We start from the raw sequence: 22,832 nt of genomic DNA on the forward strand, positions 1-22,832 counted from the left end.
CGCTAATTTAATTATCCTTTGGGAAATCCGCAAACATTAGGCTTCCAAGAGATTAAGAATAGCTTCATCAAAACCCGGAAATGAAAACTGAAACCCGCCTTTAATCAATCTTTCAGGGTATACATTACGGCTTTTCAACAGTAATTCGGTTTCTGTTTTGAGCAATAAGGAAGCAATTTCCAACTGCCAGACCGGAGCATTAAGCCCGAAAGGCACTTTCAATTCTTTTCTCAATTTTTTCATCATATTATCATTGGAAAGCGGAGCCGGAGCAGTTATATTGATAGCTCCTGACATATCCTCATGTTGAATAATCCAGTCTAAGGCTTTACAAAAATCATCGATATGAATCCAGCTTACCATCTGATTTCCCTGGCCCTGCTTTCCTCCTAAGAACAGCTTTGTAACCATTTTCAGCTTTGGAAAAGCACCACCATTATTTCCAAGAACAATTGATGTACGAAGAGCTATTTTTCTCATCCCTTCATTTTTAAATGCAAAGAATTCTCTTTCCCAGCTTTTGCAGATATTCATTGAAAAATCATCTCCGATAATTCCGTTTTCTTCAGTATTCAGATGCTGTTCAGAATGAACGTAAATGGTTGCAGAACTGGCATTCATCCAAATTTTTGGTTTTTCAGAACACTGGTTTACAGCTTCCTGCAATATTTTCGTGCTGTTAATCCTTGAAGAATAGATTTCTTGTTTATTTTTCTCGTGATACCGGCAGTCTACAGATTTTCCTGTAAGGTTGATCAAAACATCTGCTTTTTCCAAACTGTTTTTCCATTCGCCTAATGTTTTAGCGTCCCAATAAATTTCGTTTTTACGTTGAGGTTTACGGGTCAGGATATAGACTTGGTTTCCTTTTTCTGTAAAGTATTTTTCTAAGTTTTCACCAAGAAATCCGGAGCCTCCGGCGATGATTATTTTCATTGTTTTCAAATTTAAAGGTTTTAACCACAGATTTGCACAGATGTTTGTGGATAGAATATGCTTATTTTAGCTGATATATTTCTTTGTTTTCACCTGAATTTCTGAGCCTTCGGCAAGCATTACTGAAATAGGTTCCTGATGATTCAGGCATTCAAAGTCATTTCCGTAATTTTTTTGAAAATCAATATCGAGCTGATGGTTTTTTATAGTGTAGCAATTCCATTTTGGGTGGCATACTTCATATTCAGAGGTTGTATTTTCTTTTTTTGTAAAGCCAAAATAATGTTCTGTGATAAATTCAAATTCGGAGTTTTCTTCCATAGGTTTTGCCGTACTGTCTGCCATAATTTCAATGGAATGCCAGCTTTTATCTTTCCATGAATACCGGATCAGCAGTTCACCTTCTTTTTTATGAATCTGGTTTTTCATCGGCATTGTGTGATAATTTTCTTTGTATACCGTATTAGCGACAAAGCTTAATGCGGATTTGGGAACTATCTCCTTGATAAAAACCACCCCTCTTTTCCAGATTCCGTTTTCTTTTTTCTTTACATAAAATCTTAGGTTTACTTCTTCAAAGTTCCGGTGAAAAGGGATGGGTAATCCCAGTAGTTTTGTATTTAAAAACATAAATCCCACTAAGCTTACATAACATCTGCCTTCGTAAAAATCGAGTTCTGTACCTTTTGGTAAGTAAGGCATTAAAATATTAGGATCAATTTCGTAATTGATGATGGCCAATTTTCGCCATTCTGCTTTTAAAAAGTTCATAATACTGTGTTTTTTAGGTTAAAAAATGGCAATTCCGTCGCGGGTAGAAGATTCTGCTATGGTTTTGATCATCTCGTTTCTTTTGAGCAGAAAATCTTTGAGATATCCTGTAAGAAAAATAACATTAAACAGTTTTCCTATGATCCCGAATGGAGATTCAAATTCAAAAATATCAGTCATTAATGTTCTCCCGTTTACAGATTTAAAAATATGCCTGTGCCGCATAGATTTGAAGGCTCCTTTCTGCATCACATCAATAAACTGAACCGGTTTTTCCATGCTGACAATTTTCGTAGTGAGGTTTTGGTATACTCCCAGATGTTTTGCCCGCCAGGTTACGGTTTCGTTTTCTTCAATCAGCCCTGAAGTACGTCCTGCAATTGCTTTTTCATGAGATGTTGAGGTTGACTGCTGATGCAGATCAATATTTCTTGCCAGATCAAAAACATAGTGAATATCTGCATTAATTACTGTATTCAAATAGATTGTTGACATTTCAGAGGTATTAAGTTTTTTAAATTTTAAATTCTATGGTTGTCAGAATAATGATAGCCAGTGCTGTTATCCTAAACAACATCCAGGAGATGGTAGGAAGAAAGTTCAGTTGAAGTATTCTGCATCTTCTTATATGTTCCAGAAACATGATCAATACTACAATTCCAAAGTATATGATGTGAAAAAAGGGAGTAAACCCTGTCATCAGTGCAGGAATTAAAAGTAAAGTCCCGATTAAGGATACAGTCATCATATTTCCGATATAATCCCAGATTTTATCTTTGAGATAAGCTTTTAAAAAGAGGGTCTGCCAAACGATCTGGCCAAGGCAAACTGCAAATTCTCTCAGAAAATTCCGTTCTAAATTAAAGCCCAGCTTTACAGAAAATTCACTTAGAATATATGCTGAAAAAATAACAACAAAACTGATGTAGACCATTCTGTATTTCATGTTAAAATCCGGAATACAAGATTGCTCTGTATTATCTTTTGGGGAAGGAATAATCTGTTTCCGATTGTAAGAAACGAAGGAATACAGCTTTTGAAAAAACCAATACAGAGGTTTTATGCGAGCAATTTTTTCCAACATAGGAAAAGAGTTTCCAATGATAAGAAGCAGGCTGTCTAATCCGTAAACGACTTCATTTTTGTTGTGATCTACGAGAGCAATTTCATTTTTCGCCCGATTGAAATCGATTAGATTTTTATTTTTACCAGAGAGTTCTGTAAATGCTTCTCTTCCATCTTCATCCAGCATTCCACATTTTGTAAAACCTTTGGAATAAAGATTACACATCGGACATTCATTGTCGTAGATCAGAGTGTGGTTTTTGAGCGTTTTCATAATTGTGATTTATAAGATTCATAAGTATTGTAGCAGTCGTAAACATATGCTGCTGCCATCACGGGGCTATATAAAAGAGCAGCCATTAAAACATATCCAAAAAAATCATTGATGTGTTTCTCTGTGAACAAGATTGTTACAATATTCCAGACCGGTACTATTACAATTCCATATGCGATATACAAGGCTGATTTTTTTGTTCTAAGAAATAGTTTGATTATGAAACTTATCAATTGAGGAATTCCAACTATAAAATAAAACAGAATAAATCCCGACAAGCCACCAAATATAAAAGCCAGTGGCCCAATTATTATAAAGAGTAGCTGAAGATAATAATCATATTTTGCAAATGTTTTCATGGCAATAATTGTTTAAAGTGATCCTTTTCTTCTGAAATAAATAATCAGGAATAAGTGAATGATTAAATTTTTCATAATTATTATTAATTTTATATTTTCAGTAATTTTTGAAATATAATTTCAAATAAAAAGCTAGTTTCTTTTCACGTGAAGAATTTCAACCAAATCCAAATATCTTTTGTGAGAAATGATAAACAATCCATTATGATTAAACTGCTCTCTCATATCTTCAAGACTATCATTTTTGTTGATATAATGAAAAAGTTTCCCAAATTCGTTTCCAAAAATTTTTGAAACAAGTACTTCAATATACCATTTCACACAACTAAATCTCCATGGTGTTTTGGGCTTTACAAATTCTACGATCATAATCTCTCCTTTTTCATCAATGATTCTTGATAACTCATCCACAAAAATCTTTTTATTGTTTTCCTCTATTGTTTTTGTCCCGTAAGAGCAAAGTATAATATCCATAGATCTGTCCGGAATTTGGTTTTTGAAGAAATCATCCTGAATCTGATTTATTGTGAGCTTCTTTTTAAATGTTGAAAAAAGTTTCATATTCATTGCTGAAGAAAAATCTAAGGTTACAATTTTCGTATTTTCATTGTGATCCTTTAGAAATTCCAAATTTTCACCTTGTCCACTCATCAGATCAAGAACTCTTTTATCCCTATAGTTTTTTACTTTTTGAACAGCCATCTTTCTGAATAGTCTGGTAAAACCTAAAGATGCAATTTCATTGATGTAGTATCTAGGCTGTATACGGTCAAAATATTGTTGTAGATCATTCATTTTCAAATTGAGATTTATTATTAGTTTAAAAAAATAAACATTTTATAAATTTTATATTTTCAGTAATTTTTGAAACTTTATTTGAAATAAAAAAGGATTTTCATCCTCTTTCAATTTTCTTATTTCAACAGATTGGTAATCTTCCCTACCAGCCAGTGATCATCACTTTTAATCGCCAGATCCATAATATTATTGATCTTTCCGGTTACCGAACTGAAGTCGTTCATCAGCTTGATAAATTCCTGAGCTTCTTCTGAGTCTTTATCCTCAATATTCTTTAATTCTTCAAGAAAAGAAATCACAGGCTCAATTTCCCTTTTTCTGCGTTCTTTCGTAATTTGTTTGAAGAGATACCAAACATCTTTTTCTGCAACAAAATATTCTTTACGGTCACCTTTCACAAATTCTTTTTTCACAATTCCCCAGTCGATCAGTGCGCGAAGATTCATATTGGCATTTCCTCTTGAAATCTCCAGCTGTTCCATTACTTCATCAGTAGAAAGAGGTTTTCCGCTAGCCAAAAGCAGGGCATGTACCTGTGCCATCGTACGGTTGATTCCCCAATTGGTAGCAAAGGTTCCCCAGGTCTGAATGTATTTTTCTTTTGCTTCTGAAAGTTGCATTTTGTTTTCCTTTTAGATTTCTGTAACAAATGTAATTATATTTTTTGAATCTTCAATAATTTTTGAAAATTAATTTTAAAAGATTTGATTGCCTAGTTTTTTATCCTTGTCAACGTTTAAAATCTTGACAAGGATAAATTCCTGAGAATGTCTGTTTTTGAAGTTTAAAAAAATTAAGGTTCAATACTCGCTGTAATCCCCTGATTCCAATATTTTGCTTCCGGCATATAATACAGATAGACATTGCTTGATTTACCTGTATAAGTTCCCGCAAATTCCACTTTGAGATCGAGATTGATGGTTTTCTTTTCCTCGGCATTGAAATGTTCCCAGTAAAGTACCAGATAGTTGTCAAAGATTTCATAGTAAGAAATCTGTTTTTTATCAATCAGGTCTTTCAGCAAGGCATTATGTAAGGTTAAGCCTGCAGGAATACCAATCTTCGCTATCGTCATTGGCAGCTGGCCGTTGATTTTGTTTTTAACGGTAACTGTCATTCTGTTGGTCTCTCCTACTCTGGACACCGTGGATTTTAGTTTTGTTTCCATCATAACAGGAATATCTTTGCTTTCCGGTGCCTGAAGGGTATAATACTGGTAATCTAATTTATAAGGCAGTCCATTTTTGGCGGGATAATGAATACTGATCTTATTTTCTCCGGCTTTATATGCTGATGAAAGGCTGATATTAGGATAAGTATTAGCTTTATTGATGGTGATAACCGGTCTTTCAGTTCCGTATAATTTTTCATTTTTAGAGAAAAACTCAGACAATGCCTGTATTGCCAACGTTGTTGCCTGGGTAGAACCGAACCCGTAATATCCATTGAAATTAATAAGCCTGTCTACAGCTTCAGCAATCTTCAACTGATTCAGTTTGTCATCTTTCTGAAGGGCTATGATGTATAATGAAAGAGTTTCCGCATCGGCAGACATTCCCCAGGAGCCTGTAAAAGTTGTGTTGGATTTTGCATTCTTCATTTCATATTGTTTCTCCAGCATCTTCATCAGATCGTCATACCCCTTCTGTTTTCCCAAATGAGCGGCGGTATTGGCAAGTAATGCCAGCTGATAGGTATCTTTTGTAGCCAAAGCTCTTTTCATCAAAACTTTAAAGGAATCTTCAATTTCATTTTTAAAGCCTAGTTTGGATAAAGCATAGATAACATACATATTTCTTGACCAGTAATATTCTGAAAAATCTCTTTTTAGTTCATAGCCTTTTCTTACTTCAAATAATCCGTTTGTATTCTTTTTGGATAAAATGAATGAGGAAAGTCCCTGAATAAGCTTAGCATCCGGATTCACATACTTTTTTAAATCTGTAAATTCCAGTAACGCAAATGCGGAAAGTGCCACATCTGATTCCTCACTGTTGAAATACCCGAAACCTCCGTCTCTGTTTTTATAGCTCAGCATTTTCTGGAATCCTTTTTTCATGTTTTTAACTATAAGATTCTCCGTTGCTGTATCAATTTTTTTTCCTGATTTTAAGTAATCCAGAATGAACATATTAGGATATACTGTTGATGAAAGCTGTTCAAAGCATCCGTAAGGCTCTCTTTTCAGCTGATCAATATTTGCAAACAACTGTAAAGCTGTATTTTCAAATACATAATATGAGGAATACAGGCTTCCGTTGATATATTCCGGAATATTGATTTTGATATCTTCTGTTTTGTTATTGATGATGGAAAACTGATGCGGGAATCCTTTCTCTTCTACTTTAAACGGAAGAATCATTGTTTCCCTGAAATCTCCGGATCTTATGGTAAACTGAATATTGGAATCCACAATCTCATCGGTCTGTATTTTGACAAATAATCTTCCTGATTCTAATGGTTTCAGGGTAATAAGACTATCTGAACGAATTAGTTTTACATGATTGGGAACAATCACATCCATTGTCATTTTTCTGATTTCCGAAGAATTATTTTTTATCACAACAGGAATCGCCATCTGATCTGTTCTTGTCAGGTATTCTGGAATTTTAGCATCTATTGAGATAAGGCTCTGTGCGGCATAAGTAGTTTCATCATTTCCAACAAGTCCTGATGCAGCAATACCTTCTGTCATAACTCTAAAAGTGGAGTTGGCATCAGAATTATAAAATTCCACTTTTGCTTTTCCGTTTTTATCAGTTTCTACTACAGGATTCCAGTAAAGAGCTTCTCTGTAATCGAAACGGTAGGAGGTATTGGTGGTTTTATATTCCGGATAGGCAAATTCTCTTGATCCCGCGTATGATATAAGCCTTCCTTGTGGTAGGGCTTCAACAGCAATATAAGATTTCGGGGTAATATCAAAACTGATTTTTGAGTTGTTGTTTTTATTTGAATTTACAATCACTACTCCATTCACAGCTCTGCTTCCATAAATAGCGGTAGCAGCCGCATCTTTGAGAATGGTGATACTATTGATGTCATTCGGATTTATGATGGTGTTGAAGTTTTCTACAGGAGTTCCATCTACAATGAACAATGGGCTCTTATTGGCAATGGATGCTGCTCCCCTTATTCTTATTTGGGTACTGGCTCCGGACTGTCCCGCTGGCGTAATTATCAATCCGGCCGCTTTTCCGCTTAGTAATGAAGTTACATTGGGATTCTGAATCTCCATCGAAGACACTATTGTTGTAGAAGTGATCGCAGTTTTATCTCTTTTCAAATTGTATCCTAAAACGACAACTTCTTCAATCCTTTTATTCCGAATAGTATCTTTTCCTGATGTGGGTTTATTTAGTGATTGAGTATTATTCCTGTTTTCTATTTTTATCTCTTCTTTTCTTTCAGCTTCTTTTACAATTTCTTCTACATCAATATTGGAGAGCTTCTGCTTCACAAAAGGGTTAATATCCAAATTGTAAGACAATATTCTTATTTTCAATTGATGTTTAGGCTGAGAGGATCTGGCTATTATTTTATATGAATTACCTGCATTCAGATCTGAAAAATAAAAACGTCCATTTTCCTCAGCGGTTTGTTTAAGAATTTTTTTGTTATCTGTGTTCAAGAGAAAAACATCTGCTTTTACAGGTTTCTTGTTTTCATCTTCTACCACTCCATAAATTGTATTTTTCTTTTCGGGCAGGTATTTGTATTTATGGGTTTTCAGAACTTCAGGAATCAGTTCAAAATACCGGTAACCGTTTGTAAGCATCACAAGATCTAAGCTTTTATCAGCTTTTTCTTCTTTTTTATCGAAATAAAATTGTGGTTTTTCAATTTTCCCTTTCAGCTCAGAGTCCATCAGAAGCCAGGAAATGATATGATTCTGCTTGTCATCAGCGTAGGTCCATAGTTTATCATCCACTACGCTCAATCCCAGGTTGGCAGGAACAGGTCTGTTATTTTCATCAGTAGTTTCAATGTCCAGAACTACTTTTTCTCGTGGCAGGTAATGTTGTTTTACAGGCTTAACTTTTATATTCAGGCGATTTTCTTTATTGGTAAAAACAACACGTTCTGCAAGAGGAATATTATTTTCCAGAACAGTAAACCTGCAGATTCCTATGGGGAAGTCTTTTTCATCAATTTCCAGATAGTTGCTGCCTTTTTTCAACAGAAGGTCTTTGGTATACAATTCTTTTCCACGGAAACTTCCCTTCAGGGTAATCGTTTTTTCATCAGTTGAAATGATGGTAAAAATCAGTTTTTTGTTTTCATTCTGAATATTCAAAACCAAACCTTCATCTTTTGCCACCGGAAAGTTAAAAGTCTGGGTAATATTTTCAGGTTTTACCACTTTTGCATAATAGGTTTCTCCATTTTTAGCGGTAAAATGAAAGCTTCCCATCCCAAAATTATAGGCTGAAATTTCTTTTATTTTTTCATGATTCTGGTTATAAACAGCCAGAACAGCGTCTACAGGTTTTTCAAATTCATCCAGAATTTTAAAAGCAATATTTTGTTCTATTCCATTGATAAAAGTTCCTCCTTCAGGCAAGAATTTCACATCCAGATTATTCAGAACAATCGGAATATTTCTTGAAATAGATTCTGTAAATCCGTCAAAATTCACTTTAATATTCAAAAGTCCATCAGAGGATTTCAAAACTTTAGGGAGCTTGAAAATTAATTGACTTTTACCTTCTTTATTGGTGATAAATTTTCCTTCTGAAACGGTTTCTCCGTTAGTCATTACCGTATAATCGGCTTCATAAAAAGGAATGGGAAGGCTGCTCAGACTTCTCATTGAAAAATCGGCTGTCACTTCATCTCCCGGGCCGTATCCTTTTTTAGGAAAATCCAGTTTCATTAATATTCTTGGGGATACTATTTTCTGGAGCGTAATTTCTTTCTCAAAGGCATTTTTACCTTCTTCATTCTGCATCCAGTTAGTAAAAGCTCTGATCTTATAAATTCCGCCTTTCATATCTTCATCAAAATAGAAATACCCTTGGGCATATCCATTGGTAATTTCATATTTTAATTTTTTCAAAACGCTTCCTGCGGGGTCAATAATTTCAAAATTAACAACTCTGCTGTCTTCCACCGGAAGGTTATTATTTCCTTTTACAATATATATTTTAAAATACATTTCCTCACCAGGTTTATAAAAAACATGATTGGTCTGAACATAGGTCTTTTCTTTCTCAAAGTCCTGAAATGGCTGCTGTGCTTGTAGTAAAACCGTTGAAAATACTAAGCTCAGCAAGATGATATATGGTGATATAAATTTGAAATTCATGGGTTAAAATTTGAGTGAAACAATACATCCAAATGTTTTAAAGGACGGAAGGTTGAAAAAATCCAGCCCTCTTCCGTTATCCATATCATAAAAATTCTGATTGGGATCTGCTCCTTTATTGGCCTGCCAAAGCATTAGATTATTCACATAAAAAGTAAGTTTAAGATTCTGCTTTCCATAGTTGATTGGAAAATTGGAAGACAGTGAAATATTGCTGATTCTTATATAGTCTGCCTTTTGAATATAGTTTTCTGCTACACCAAGGTAACCATATCTGGACCATCGGTTTTGCTGAACATTCAGATTGGGATCATAGAAATCTACGGGAATCTGGTTTACCGTTCCGTTGGCCTGCACGCCCTGAAAAACATAGTTTTTGATGTTTCTGTCTTCTCCTGAATCAGAAGAACGGCCGTAATAATCAAGAACTGCCTGCGTTCCGTTCCAGAGCTGACCTCCTTTTTTCCATTCCCAATTGATGTCTAAAGACAGGTTTTTATAAGCAAAACTATGAGTAAATTTCATCACGAAATCCGGGGTAGGATCTGCGATAATTTTCATTCCGTCTGCTTTTTTGGGGAATCCGGACTCATCAATGATCAATTGCCCGTCTGCATTTCTTTCAAAGTAGCTTCCCATGACAGCTCCCAAAACCTGTCCTTCCGACAGTGTTTTATAAATGTCCTTAAACCCCGAAACAGCCATATTCTGATATCCTGCAGATACTCTGTCTACGATATCTTTATATTTGAAAAATGAAATTTTATTGGTTAAAAATATGTCGTATCCAAAGCGCAGCCTGTCATAGGTAAAACTGAATTCATATCCACTGTATGTATGGTCAGCTATGTTCTTTAATTTCAGCTGATTGTTTTCAAAAACAGGAAATACATCATCTGTATTTTTTCTGTTGAAATATTCTCCTTCCAAATTTACATTATAACCAACATTAAGCTTAGCTCCAACTTTCCATTCTCTGGTGTTGATATTGGATAAACCTCTGAAGCTTTCCACTTCCTGTACGGGGAAATATTGATTATAGTTTTGTGCATTCAGTAAAGTTGTTGCATAAGAAGCATATGATCTTGTAATTTCCGGCTCGGAGCTTAGCTGCGTGTAACTTCCCAATAATTTAAAACTGTAATTGTGCCAATTGAAAATGTCACTGAATTTCACATAGAAATTAGCTTTGGGAAGCCAATAGTTATTTTTAAGCGATGTATTAGAAATGTAAAATGAATTTCCAAGATTAAGACCTGCTTCAAAATCATAATCACGGATATCCATATTATAATTAAAAATATGATCCTGTGAAGTTCTCTGATAGAAATACTTTTGATTGGTCAGACTGTTATAAACATCCGATTTTCTATCGTTTAAGATAAAATTCAGGCTGAACGTATTTTTAAAATCATATTTCCCTAATGTATATGAACCCAATATGTTGGAATGATATAAGCTATTGTTTTGAATCCTTTCATTGAGCAAACCGTTACTGAAACCATTGGTAGAAGGCTTATACTGATCTTTGTTCAAGATGTTGCTGTTTTCATAGGACTGGCTGATATTCAGTTTCAATTCATCCCAGTTTTTAACAACATTAAAACTAAACAGTCTTTCGCGGTTCTGATAGCGGTATTTGCTATCCTGTTCAAAAAGGAATGAAGGATTGTCTGCGTCTTTGCTATAACTTCTCTGTGAACCGTTACTCAGGAGGGTATTTTGCTCATTTGAAAAAGAAACAGGTGTTAATAAAGAATTCTGATAAGCTCTGTTGAACAACCCTATTCTATTGGTATTGGTAGCTTTGTCTTCTTCGTAATTAAAAGCAAGATTAATGGAATATCCGCTTAGTTCTGTATTCAGCTTTACTTTAAAGGTATTGGTAATATCAAACTGATCTATAAAATACATCTGGTTCTTCTGCTGGCCCAGATTTAATGACAATCGGATTTTTTCATTGTAACCTTCTTTTATAAAAGCATTTACATTCAACTGATTATTGTATCCTACAGTTGTTTTAAAAAGGTTGTTATCATATTTTCGGGAATGTTGAAGCCCATCAATCCACGGAATAAGTTTTCCGTTCTGATCGTACTCATAAGGCAATCCATTAAATCCCAAGGTAGAAATATCTGGTCCAAAGCTGAACATCTCATTGGTTTCAGGACCTTTCCAGACAAGGTTTCCGTTTTCTGACCGTCCCTGTACATATTTGCTTTGAGTTCCCGGAATAGAATTCCTGTTTTTAATCTCTAATGATGTGGTAAAGCTTCCATTGAGTACCAATGTTCTTTGATTGAGCCTTTTTAAGATATAAAGGCTGTCATTTTTTTGTCTTAATTGCCTTATTTCTTCAAAATAAGAGTGTGACCTTTTACTTAAATGGGTCTTCGTTTTTTCAATACTAAAATCATCTTTAATTTGCTTTGAAACCAGACTGTCATAAGCTTTATTGTAAATATTTTCTACATTTTTCTTTTCTGTCTGACTTTCCAGAATGGCTTTTAATTCTCTAAGCTCATAGGTAGAAATAACATGCGTATTCTTACCCTGATTCCAAGCAAGAGTATCATAAGGTTTGGCAGCAATTATTGCAAATCCTTTATCATCGGTAAATTCATAAATACCGCTGTTTTTATTATAAACCTTTAAAAAGTTCTGTTCTTTATTTTTAGTCGTTAAAAATTTTCCAGAGTAATATAATTGTGAATTTTGTGCCTGTAATACGGTAATCGTAAATGGCAGTAACAGCAGATAATTCTTTTTCATCGGTGATTAGTATGCTTAAAAATATGAAAAAAAGAAATTTCCGGGGAAATTTCTTTTTAAAAACAGTTAATTTTTAATGACTTTAAACGTCTCCCATAGATCATTAGTATAAAGACGTACAAGGTAAATTCCTTGAGGATAAGAAGTTAAATCAATTGTATTTTTACCTTCCGACAGATTTTCTTTCCTCATGATAATTTTCCCGGCGAGATCATAAACAAACAGTTCATCAATCATTTTTCTTGTTTTTATCTGCAATAGACCTTTTGTCGGATTAGGAAATATTATGGTCTTAGTATCACCCTGACTGTTAATTTCGGTCTCCATCTTTTTATTGATATTCTCATTTGAAATCCCTGTGCTGCATTCCGGCAAAACAGCTCTTTGGAGAATCAATCTTAATAATAAATCATTCAGTTTTTCAACTTCATAAGAATCTATCGTAGGTTTAATGTGATTATTTCCTATTCCGCTGTCATTGGTAAGGAATGTATAGGTTCCGTTTGTAAGCAAAGCAAAGGTCCGCATCAGATACTCCGTCTGTTTATCCGTATCGCTGGCTGCCAGTGGGATGATGGTAATACCCTTTTTTGCTGCGGCTTTTATTTTATTGTAAAGCTCCTTTATATTCTGCTCCGAATGATGTGGCGGTGCATCCAGAATTAAAAACATGATTTTAGTAGAGTTTTCATTGCTCCATTTCAACTCATCAACAGAGACATTCAAAGCTTCCACAACGGCTTCCGGTGTATCTCCTCCTCCTGCAGCTTTCTGTTTTTTGATAAAACTTACCAGATCTTCTGCCTTATCTGAAAAATCAAATTTTCGGGTTACATATTCATCTCCTTTATCTCTGTAGAAAACGGATCCATACCTTACAGTTGTATTTTTAAGCTGTCCTTCAATCTTTTTCAGCACATCCAAAAGTTCAGACTGAAGATAAGCAATTTCATCCCCCATAGAACCTGTTGCATCTACTACAAAAGCGAGATCCAATACTCGTTTTTGCAGACACGGTTTATCCAGGATAATCAGATTCTGTCCATTTTTAAAGGTTCTGATATTGCTGCTTACGATCTGCCCCGAACCATCAGACAGATAATATTTCCCTGAATCTGAGCTTTCATCTGTTATGGGTGATATCCATAATTCTACATTCCCAAGGTTATCGGAAACAGCTTCCCAAATAATATTTTTCTTATCATCCAGTAGCTTCACTTTTTCCCCTACAACAGGTTTTTTGTCTCTATTAACCAACTGAACTGAAACTCTTTTATCGGGAAAGAACTTCCATGTATTTTTATACTGATCAAGCGTAGGCACTGCAATATCTTTCCAATAATCCCATTTAGAAAAATCATTGACTTCTCCTGCTGTGAGCTGGCCAGCTTTTGGGAGTATTTTTTCGGGTTCTTCCGGTTCTTTTACTTTTTTCTCCGCACTGTCTGAAGAAACTTTTTTGAGTCGTTCTATTTCTGCTTCAGATAGTCCTTTTGTTGTGATCACAACAACTCCGTTATTGGCTTTGCTTCCATACAGGGCAGTAGCTTCCAGCCCTTTCAGTACTTTTAATTCTTTTATTTTTTTAGGATCCAAAGTATTTAAAAATTCAGACGCTCTCCCCATTACAATTCCGTCAACAATATACAGCGGGGTTACAGATTTTTCATCTATACTTTTTAATCCTCTAATTGATATTTCAGCTTTATTTTTAATCCCTGGTGATATTTCTAATCCGGCCACTTTTCCTTCCAAAGAAGACAATTTCATAGAAGGCCTTGCATAAGTTTTGTCTGTGGAAGCAATCGTTACAGTTGAAGATGAGGTTACAGACTTACTTTTAACTACTTTTGAATATCCCATTACCACCACTTCTTCAATTTCTTTTGTTTTTAAAGTATCACTGTATACATATGGTGAAGGTGTGAATATTTTATCAGGAGCTTCTACTGACGGTAAGCTACGAGCAGGAGGAACGGTATATAAATCCATTGCTACAACCGGTTGAGATTCATAGGCAATAGGAGCCGGTAAATGAAGTTCTTTTTTATGAATATTATTTTTGGTTAGGCTATCTATTTTTGCAATATCTGTTTTGTTAATCGGGCCTCTTGAAGTTCTGTTCTCTGCTATGACTGGTTTTAAAGACTCTACAGGCTCTTTTTTATTTAAAAAGTATAAAGCACCCAAACCTATCACCAGACTTGCAGCAGTACCATACGGCAGCCAAAAAGGAACTGTTCTTTTTTTCTCTTCTTTTTTATCTAATTTCTCTTCAATTTTTCCCCATACTTTTTCAAAACCAGGAAAAACAGTTGGCTCTTCTGAAAGCTTGGAAGCTTCATTGAATTGTTGATCTATATGATTATTTTCCATTGTTGTAAAAGTTTAAATGTTTTGATTCACTAAAAGTTCCTGCAGCTTTTTTCTTGCAAAATTGAGCTGTGATTTTGAAGTTCCTTCACTGATAGAAAGCATGGTGGCTATTTCTTTATGGGGATATCCTTCAATAGCGAAAAGATTAAAAATCGCTCGGCAGCCTTCAGGAAGGAAGTTTAATAAACTCAGGATATCTTTTTCCAGAGAAAGGCTCTCTGTAGTTTCTTCAGAATGATCCATGACATTCTCTTCAAGAGAAATCAACAATTGTTTATTAGATCTTAATTTCTGCAGACATTCATTTACCGCAATTTTTCTGGCCCACGCCTCAAAAGTCTCAGGGTTCTGAAGCTGAGAAATTTTTGTAAAGATTTTATAGAATGTATCCGCTAATACTTCCTCAATATCTTCATCGTTTTTCAAATAGCGTCTGCAGACTGCGTAAAGTCTGCCCGCCATTTTCTCGTAGACTTTCCGCTGTGCATTACGGTCACTACGCTGGCATTCCAATAATAATTCTTGTTCCATAGTCAGGAGTTATATTATTATAGATGCAGAAACTTTTGCCCGGGTTGGAAACATGATCAACTTTTTTAGAAAAATAATGAAAAAGTAACTTTTTTTCATTTCAAATTTAACTTTTCCTTCTGTAACAAATCTCTATTATCAACGACTCTTAATATAAATAATCTTTTTATAGTAATGAAAAATGCCAAAATTGCATCATTACTTTTTGTTTTGTCTGCAGGAAGTATGATGTTTGCCCAAGATGACTTAATCAATAAGTTAAAAAACAACCAATCACAAAATGCTAATTTTCAGTTCACAACGTTAAAAGACGTTGGCGCAACTTCTGTAAAGAACCAAGGTTCCTCAGGAACTTGCTGGAGCTACTCAGGAAACTCTTTCCTTGAATCTGAAATGCAGAGAATGGGCAAAAAACCTGTAGATCTTGCAGAAATTTTTACAGCGAGAAACTCTTATCATGATAAAGCGAAATTATATGTTCTAAATAATGGAGCAATCAGCTGGGGTGACGGAGGAGAACTTCACGACGTAATCAATATGTACAAAAAGTATGGAGCAGTTCCTCAGGATGTTTATACAGGATTAAAAGCGGGACAGACTACCAACAACTTTAAAGAAATGCAAGGGAAACTGAAACCGGTTCTTGACAGTCTTGTTCAGGCTTCTTCAAAAGGAAAACTGACTGACAACTGGATGGATTCTGTAGATGCTATTCTTGATGAGTATTTAGGAAAAGTGCCAGCTAATTTTACGTATGAAGGGAAGAACTACACTCCTAAAACATTTGCAAAAGAAGTGGTAGGAATCAATGCTGAAGATTATGTAGAATTATCTTCTTATAAAGATTATGCTTATTATGAGAAATTTGTAGTTCCGATTCCTGATAACTGGAGCCACGATTCTGACTGGAATGTACCGATGAAAGATCTTACAGCAATCATTGATAATGCTGTAACTAAAGGATATTCTGTAGGTTGGGCAACTGACGTTTCTGAACCTTATTTCTCTTACAAAAACGGTGTGGCTTATGTTCCTGATATGGATCTTGATCAGATTACTGCAGAGAACAAGCAGACTTTGTTTACAGAGCCTAAAAAAGATAAAACCATCACTGAAGATATCCGTCAGAAAGCCCTTAACAATCTTTCTACAACGGATGATCATGGTATGCACATCGTAGGTTTGGCAAAAGATCAAACTGGGAAAGAATATTATATGGTGAAGAATTCATGGGGAGTAACCAATGACTTCGCCGGATATATTTACGTAACAAGACCATATGTTGAATATAAATCAACAGCGATTCTTGTCCACAAAAATGCAATCCCGAAAAACATCTTAAAGCAATTAAAACCAACCAAAAACATTGGTTTATAATCAAAGAAATCATTTCTGCCGTTTTAAAGGGCAGTTTTAGATATTTAAATCTGTTAAAACCCGCTCCCGGAAATTCCGGGAGCGGGTTTGTTTTATTCTGAAATATTTCTTTCAACCAGAGGTTCTTTATATACGACTTTAAAGTATTCGCAAACCATTGGAATATCAGATGTGGGTATTTTTCCAATACATTCACATTCTGACCGAATATATTCCTGGTACATTTCCCTCCAACTTTCTAAGGTCCGGTCTCCTTCCCCACAATCAAAAGCAAACTTACTTTCTACTTTATCAAAAGGAACAATTGATAATCCTGTAGTTTCAATGATACAAACCGGACGGTCATCAGAATCTGTAATGATATTATATTCACCTACTGAAGGGACAGGATTATTTTCGGACTCAAACACCCACAGCAATGAGCCAGTAGCCGTTTTAGTGCCGGATACAACAAGCTCTGCAATAGATGTGGCATCTTCCTTTCCTCCAAAATGAAAGAAACCAGATAATTCAGGTAATTCTGAAGAACTATTATTCAAACTGTTTAAAAATTGTTTCCAGTATGCTATAATTTGAGACATGTCATTAGTGTTAAAAACGTAAATATAATGGTTTCAAAAAATGCAGGTGTCAAACAATAAAAATATTTCACATTTAAGTGCGAAATATTGTTTTATTTTAAAAAAATATTATATTTGTATGAATCAACAAACTAATTAACATGAAAAATCTAAAGAAATTAACAAAATCAACATTGAAAACAATCAACGGAGGAAATGCACCACAGTGTGAAGGTGATACTGTTGCCTGCCGCCACAAAGCTGAAAATGGTGTTCCTGCTTACTGGTCATGCGAACCCGCTGCAACCGGATGCAGATTCTTATAAAATAGTCAAGCTTTTTAGAAACTGTTTATAAAAAATAAAAACCCGATTTCAGAAATTCTGAAATCGGGTTCTTTAATAAATAGGTGAAAATTAAATATAAAATAAAGTGAATTATGCTGATTTAATACCAGATTGAATTGTCAACTCTGCTTTGCAAATCAATAAAATATGCTGTTAAAAAATTGACAGCGAAGCGAATTCACTATTCGATATTGATATTAAAATAAAACGCCCATACTTTCTGCTGAAAAGTCCAGAAGAGCTTCAATATTCCCGTCTTTGATCTTCTTTACCCATTCGTGGTCCTGTAAAATTGCTCTTCCTACTGCAACCAAATCAAATTCTTCATTATCAAGTCTTCTGATCAACTCGGTAAGATCTGTTTTTTCTGTTCCCTGCCCTGCAAAAGCATTAAGGAAATCTCCATTTAAGCCTACAGAACCTACTGTAATCGTTGGCTGACCTGTAATTTTTTTAGCCCATCCTGCAAAGTTTAAGTCAGAACCTTCAAATTCCGGTTCCCAGAAGCGGCGTTGTGAACAGTGGAAAATATCTACCCCAGCTTCTTTTAATGGTAATAACCAATCTTCCATTTCATTAGGAGTAAATGCTAATCTCGTTTTATAATCCTGCTGTTTCCATTGTGAAAGACGAATGATAATGGTAAAGTCCTCTCCTACTGCTGCTCTGATTGCCTTCACGACATCAACAGCAAATCGGCTTCTTTCTTTTAATGTTTTACCACCGTATTCATCTGTTCTTGTATTGGTTACTTCCCAGAAAAACTGATCGATAAGATATCCGTGGGCACCATGAATTTCAAGACAGTCGAAGCCAAGATCTTTCGCTGATTTTGCAGAAGCTGCAAACTGTGCAATGGTATCCTGAATATCTTCAATAGTCATTGTTGAAGCCTTTTCCATCTGAACTAACGGATAGTCTTCTGCCATTCTAGTATCACCTACGTGCCAGATCTGAGGTCCCATTTTACCGCCATTCTGATGTACGGTGTCGATTACATTTTTCCAGCCGTTCAAAGCTTCATTTCCGTAAAAATCAGGAATGTTCTGTAAGTTCTTTGATCCCGGTCTGTTGATTACAGTTCCTTCGGAAAGAATTAATCCTACTTCTGAAGCAGCTCTCCTTCCGTAATAGTCTGCAATATTCTGAGTGGGGACTCCATTGTCAGATTGTGCTCTGGTCATAGGAGCCATTACTATTCTATTTTTAAGCTGTAAATTCTTGTATTGAAACGGTTTAAATAATGATGATGTGCTCATATTTAAATTTATATTTTATAATTGTTACACAAAGTAACTAATAATAGTTCACTTTTGTATCTTTTATTAAAAAAATAGTGGTAACTTCGCAGTAACTTACATTAGTAACATCAAAGTAACGTATGGAATTCCGGTTTCATATGGTATTTAAAATCAATATTTTCTCTATGAAAAAGAATGAATTAATGCAATACAGCTGTCCTCTGGGTAAGGCAATGGCCGCTTTAGGAAGCAAATGGAAGCCTATTATAGTTCTTGTTATTAAAGACAGGAAATTACGTTTTGGAGAACTGGCAGTACGCATTAATGTCATTTCCAGAAAGGTATTGACTGATCAATTGAGGGAAATGGAAACCGATGGGCTGGTAATCCGTGAAGAGTTTAAGGAACTCCCTCCACGTGTAGAATATTCTCTTACAGAAAAAGGATTGGCCTTGTTGCCTATTTTATACTTACTGGAAGAATGGGAAGCAAAATATCAGGTGAAAGGACAACACGAAGATAAAGATTGTGCTTTTTTGAATGAGGATGTGAAAAATAATAAGGCTGTCAATGTTTGATAGCCTTTTGCTTTTAATAGGCAAAATTTATTGAAGCTGCTTTCAAAAAGGTAAGTATATAACCAAAGTGTAAGCATATAGGTTCAAAACCATTTCTGATGCAAATTTGCAGAAAAAATTTCATTATGAATTACAAAGAAATTGCAAAAGAAACCATTGGAAATCTGTATAAAGCCCATACCAGTATCCGAAAATCCGGAATTGATGAAAAACTGATTGCTCTGGCAGAACTTCGGGTATCTCAAATTAACGGCTGTGCATATTGCTGCAGTTATCACGCAAAAGAACTTTCTGATTTTGGCTTTGAACAGGATGTCATTAACAGGCTTCCAGGATGGAAACATACCAATGCCTTCAATGATCAACAAAAGCTTGTTTTAGAATGGGCAGAAGCTCTTATTTACAGTAAAGATGAGTGGCAACATATCAAAGTAAAACTTTTAGAGCAATTCACGGAGAGAGAAATTGTAGAATTAACAGCAAGTATAACGCTGATGAATACTTTGAATAAACTGAGGATTGCTTTGGCTGAGAAGGAGTAAAAGACGTTGGGCTTTCAGAAATCTGAAAGCCCAACATTTTATTATTGTTATCCAATTAGAATATCGCAGGATATTTCTGAGGATTTGTTTCATTAAACATTGCGTAAATCTTTTCTACCATATCGTCTGTAGACGGCTTACTGAAGTAGTCACCATCACTTGCATAAGCAGGTCTGTGATCATTTGCAGAGATTGTCAATGGATCTGAATCCAGATATCTGAATGCTTTTTGTTTTTCAAGGATCTGCTGTAAGATGAACCCTGTAGTTCCTCCTTCCACATCTTCATCAATCACTACTAATCTGTTGGTTTTCTTAACACTTTCAGCAATTTCGTGAGATAAATCGAAAGGAATTAACGACTGAATATCAATTACTTCTGCAGAAATTCCCAGTTTTTCCAATTCGTTGGCCGCTTCTGTTACAATTCTCCATGTAGAACCGTAAGTAACTAAAGTAACATCTTTTCCTTCTTTTGTAACTTCAATTTTACCTACAGGAACAGTGAATTCTCCTAAGTTATCCGGTTGTTTTTCTTTTAATCTGTATCCGTTCAGACATTCTACGATGATTGCAGGTTCGTCAGCCTGAAGCATAGTGTTATAGAATCCTGCAGCTTTAGTAAGGTTTCTAGGGACAAGAACTAAAATTCCTTTTGAAAGGTTAAGAATACCTGCCATTGGAGAACCTGAATGCCAGATTCCTTCTAATCTGTGACCTCTTGTTCTGATGATCAATGGTGCTTTCTGTCCTCCTTTCGTTCTGTAATGTACAGTTGCCAGATCATCACTCATTCCCTGCAGACAGTAAAGAACATAGTCTAAGTACTGGATTTCAGCGATAGGTCTCAACCCTCTCATTGCCATACCAATTCCCTGTCCAAGAATGGTTGCCTCACGAATTCCTGTATCAGCGATACGTAAAGCACCATATTTTTCCTGCATTCCTTCCAATCCCTGGTTTACGTCACCAATGTTTCCGGTATCTTCACCAAAGATTAAGGTTTCAGGATATTTTTCAAAAATTTTGTCAAAGTTATTTCTGATCACTACTCTTCCATCAACATCTTCAGAGCTGTCGGAATATACCGGCTTAATCTCCTGAATGTTTTCAGACTTCCACTCAGACTGAGAGTATAAGTGAGATGAATAGTTGTCTTTTTCAACAGCAGCTACTTCATTGTACTTCTGCATCAACTGATTTCTTTCCGCAGAATTAGTTCCTCTTGTTGCCAGTAAAGCTTTTCTTACTAAATGGAAAATGTCCTTTTTAGCTTTTGAAACAAGCTTATTGAATTGAGAAATGTATGTTTCAACTTCAGCATTTTGCCCTTTAAGACTTTCTACTAAAGGTAAGATAGACTGAATAAGTTCTGAAACTGCTTTCTGATAGTTTTCCCAAGCCGTTTTCTGTCCTGCTTTTGCAATCTTTTTGGCTTCTTCATCAATAGTTTCCAGCTCTTCAGCAGTAGCAATCACCTCTTCATTTCCATCAATTTCAATAGAATAGTTCAAAATCCATTCTTTGAATTTTGCTAATCCGTCAAACTCAGCTTCCCAAGCCAGACGTTCTTCATTTTTATATCTTTCGTGAGACCCGGATGTAGAGTGCCCCTGAGGCTGAGTAACATCAATTACATGAACTACTACCGGTACGCTTTCTGTTCTTGCAAAATGTTCTGCCTTAGCATATGCATCCAACAATGCAGGATAATCCCAAGCTTTCACCTGAATGATTTCACATCCCTGATTCTCTCCTTCTTTTCTCTGGAAACCGCTTAGCATCTCACTGATGTCAGCTTTTGCTCTTTGATTTTTAGTAGGAACTGAAATTCCGTACCCATCATCCCAGATAGAAACAATCATAGGAACCTGAAGTGCGCATGCTGCATTCAGAGTTTCCCAGAAATGACCTTCTGCAGTAGAAGCATCTCCAATTGTCCCGAAAGCAATTTCGTTTCCTTCTCTTGAGAATTTTTCTGAACCTTCAAATTTTACACTTTTATAAATTGTAGAAGCCTGAGCCAATCCTAACAATCTTGGCATCTGACCTGCTGTAGGAGAAATATCGGAAGAAATATTTTTCTGAGCTGTTAAGTCTTTCCAGCTTCCGTCTTCATTTAAACTTCTTGTTGCGAAATGTCCGTTCATCTGTCTTCCAGCTGAAGCAGGCTCTCTTTCCACGCTTGTATCTGCATACATCTGTGCAAAGAAACTTTCTACTGTTAAGGCATCTATTGCCAATGCAAAAGTCTGATCCCTGTAATATCCTGAACGGAAGTCTCCATTTCTGAAAACTTTCGCCATTGCAAGCTGAGGAAGTTCTTTTCCATCCCCGAAAATTCCAAATTTAGCTTTTCCAGTGAGTACTTCTCTCCTTCCGAGATAAGACATTTCACGAGAGATCCTTCCTAACCTGTAGTCTTCAAGTATCTGATTTTTAAAATCTTGAAAGGATATTTGCTGTGTTTCAATATAGGTTGTTTGCATAGCTAAGTAAAAAAGTTTTTAATCTTCAAGTATTTTGCTAATATACACTTTTTAAATTAATTTTAATTTTTAATAATCTTTTTTAAAAATTTGATAATAAAAAAAATTGTGCTTTATTTTGAAAAAAATTGTAAAAGATGGAAAAAAAATCACCCCATATTTTGAATGCATCGAGCAATCTTTTAGGATTTTCACTGATTATCATGACGTCTTTAAAAATCGCTAAAATAAGTCAGAATACGCATTTGGACGAATTTGCAGGTCTTGCCAGCATTTTTTTTGCATGCAGCTGCTTCTTCTCATTTCTGGCTATCAGAACGAAAACCGAAAAACGGGAATATACCTTTGAGAGTATTGCGGATTATTTATTTTTAATCGCTTTATTTTGTATAGTTCTAGCAGTTATTATTGTAAGTCTAAAAATAATTTGATTCCGAAATAGCGATTAAATTATGATTATCGAACTATAATTCATAGATATTTATCGAAAAACATTCATTTTTATTTTT

At 35.2% G+C, this 22,832-nt stretch carries 19 protein-coding genes; 5 read left to right on the top strand and 14 right to left on the bottom strand.

The genetic code is table 11. The features are described 5' to 3' along the window. Positions 1–36 precede the first annotated feature (36 nt). From FW780_RS06990 to FW780_RS07040, 11 genes are all read right to left on the bottom strand, one after another. Positions 37–936 carry a TIGR01777 family oxidoreductase gene (locus FW780_RS06990; RefSeq protein ID WP_149832834.1) on the bottom strand — a complete coding sequence of 300 codons (900 nt, stop codon included), beginning with the start codon at positions 934–936 and terminating at the stop codon, positions 37–39. Positions 937–1,002: 66 nt separating this feature from the next. Beyond that, a complete protein-coding gene (locus tag FW780_RS06995) occupies positions 1,003–1,707 on the bottom strand; it encodes a YqjF family protein (RefSeq protein ID WP_149832835.1) in 705 nt (234 codons plus the stop codon). An 18-nt stretch (positions 1,708–1,725) separates the two neighbouring features. After that, the gene (locus FW780_RS07000; RefSeq protein WP_149832836.1) at positions 1,726–2,202 is read right to left on the bottom strand and encodes an SRPBCC family protein; all 477 of its coding nucleotides are present in this window, start codon (positions 2,200–2,202) and stop codon (positions 1,726–1,728) included. A gap of 19 nt (positions 2,203–2,221) precedes the next feature. Beyond that, positions 2,222–3,046 carry a DCC1-like thiol-disulfide oxidoreductase family protein gene (locus FW780_RS07005; protein ID WP_149832837.1) on the bottom strand — a complete coding sequence of 275 codons (825 nt, stop codon included), beginning with the start codon at positions 3,044–3,046 and terminating at the stop codon, positions 2,222–2,224. Continuing rightward, positions 3,043–3,405: a hypothetical protein gene (locus FW780_RS07010; RefSeq protein WP_149832838.1), complete on the bottom strand. Its 363-nt coding sequence runs from the start codon at positions 3,403–3,405 to the stop codon at positions 3,043–3,045. Before FW780_RS07010 ends, FW780_RS07005 begins: the two co-directional genes overlap by 4 nt. A 132-nt stretch (positions 3,406–3,537) precedes the next feature. After that, positions 3,538–4,200, bottom strand: coding sequence for a class I SAM-dependent methyltransferase (locus tag FW780_RS07015; protein ID WP_149832839.1), 663 nt, complete (start codon positions 4,198–4,200; stop codon positions 3,538–3,540). A 119-nt stretch (positions 4,201–4,319) separates the two neighbouring features. Then, positions 4,320–4,823, bottom strand: a complete 504-nt coding sequence (locus tag FW780_RS07020; RefSeq protein WP_034696386.1) for a GbsR/MarR family transcriptional regulator — start codon at positions 4,821–4,823, stop codon at positions 4,320–4,322. Between the two features lie 173 nt (positions 4,824–4,996). Continuing rightward, positions 4,997–9,511, bottom strand: coding sequence for a TonB-dependent receptor plug domain-containing protein (locus tag FW780_RS07025; protein WP_149832840.1), 4,515 nt, complete (start codon positions 9,509–9,511; stop codon positions 4,997–4,999). A gap of 3 nt (positions 9,512–9,514) precedes the next feature. Next, positions 9,515–12,283 (bottom strand): hypothetical protein, encoded by a 2,769-nt coding sequence (locus FW780_RS07030; protein ID WP_149832841.1) that lies wholly within the window; start codon positions 12,281–12,283, stop codon positions 9,515–9,517. Between the two features lie 66 nt (positions 12,284–12,349). Then, a complete protein-coding gene (locus FW780_RS07035) occupies positions 12,350–14,659 on the bottom strand; it encodes a T9SS type A sorting domain-containing protein (RefSeq protein ID WP_149832842.1) in 2,310 nt (769 codons plus the stop codon). A 12-nt stretch (positions 14,660–14,671) separates the two neighbouring features. Beyond that, positions 14,672–15,190, bottom strand: coding sequence for an RNA polymerase sigma factor (locus FW780_RS07040; protein ID WP_149832843.1), 519 nt, complete (start codon positions 15,188–15,190; stop codon positions 14,672–14,674). Between the two features lie 174 nt (positions 15,191–15,364). Between FW780_RS07040 and FW780_RS07045 the strand changes: the two genes are divergently transcribed. Next, complete coding sequence (locus FW780_RS07045; protein WP_149832844.1) at positions 15,365–16,567, top strand: C1 family peptidase; 1,203 nt, start codon at positions 15,365–15,367, stop codon at positions 16,565–16,567. A 92-nt stretch (positions 16,568–16,659) separates the two neighbouring features. Here FW780_RS07045 and FW780_RS07050 read toward each other — a convergent pair whose 3' ends face one another. After that, a complete protein-coding gene (locus tag FW780_RS07050; protein WP_149832845.1) occupies positions 16,660–17,148 on the bottom strand; it encodes an ASCH domain-containing protein in 489 nt (162 codons plus the stop codon). Positions 17,149–17,288: 140 nt separating this feature from the next. Here FW780_RS07050 and FW780_RS22350 point away from each other — a divergent pair, with 140 nt between their 5' ends. Further along, positions 17,289–17,453, top strand: a complete 165-nt coding sequence (locus FW780_RS22350; protein ID WP_167510658.1) for a bacteriocin-like protein — start codon at positions 17,289–17,291, stop codon at positions 17,451–17,453. A gap of 218 nt (positions 17,454–17,671) precedes the next feature. Here the strand turns inward: FW780_RS22350 and FW780_RS07055 are convergent, their stop codons facing one another. Continuing rightward, positions 17,672–18,733 (bottom strand): NADH:flavin oxidoreductase, encoded by a 1,062-nt coding sequence (locus tag FW780_RS07055; RefSeq protein ID WP_149832846.1) that lies wholly within the window; start codon positions 18,731–18,733, stop codon positions 17,672–17,674. A gap of 167 nt (positions 18,734–18,900) precedes the next feature. Between FW780_RS07055 and FW780_RS07060 the strand changes: the two genes are divergently transcribed. Together FW780_RS07060 and FW780_RS07065 are read left to right on the top strand one after the other, a co-directional pair. After that, positions 18,901–19,293: a winged helix-turn-helix transcriptional regulator gene (locus FW780_RS07060; RefSeq protein ID WP_149832847.1), complete on the top strand. Its 393-nt coding sequence runs from the start codon at positions 18,901–18,903 to the stop codon at positions 19,291–19,293. A gap of 125 nt (positions 19,294–19,418) precedes the next feature. Next, entirely contained in the window at positions 19,419–19,835 is a 417-nt protein-coding gene (locus FW780_RS07065) for a carboxymuconolactone decarboxylase family protein (RefSeq protein WP_149832848.1), read from the top strand. A gap of 55 nt (positions 19,836–19,890) precedes the next feature. On the opposite strand, the gene FW780_RS07070 is transcribed toward FW780_RS07065, so the two are convergent. After that, positions 19,891–22,323: an alpha-ketoacid dehydrogenase subunit alpha/beta gene (locus FW780_RS07070; protein WP_149832849.1), complete on the bottom strand. Its 2,433-nt coding sequence runs from the start codon at positions 22,321–22,323 to the stop codon at positions 19,891–19,893. A 137-nt stretch (positions 22,324–22,460) separates the two neighbouring features. Here FW780_RS07070 and FW780_RS07075 point away from each other — a divergent pair, with 137 nt between their 5' ends. Further along, entirely contained in the window at positions 22,461–22,754 is a 294-nt protein-coding gene (locus FW780_RS07075) for a hypothetical protein (RefSeq protein WP_149832850.1), read from the top strand. Positions 22,755–22,832: the final 78 nt, after the last annotated feature.

Source organism: Chryseobacterium sediminis (assembly GCF_008386505.1).
Lineage (GTDB): Bacteria > Bacteroidota > Bacteroidia > Flavobacteriales > Weeksellaceae > Chryseobacterium > Chryseobacterium sediminis.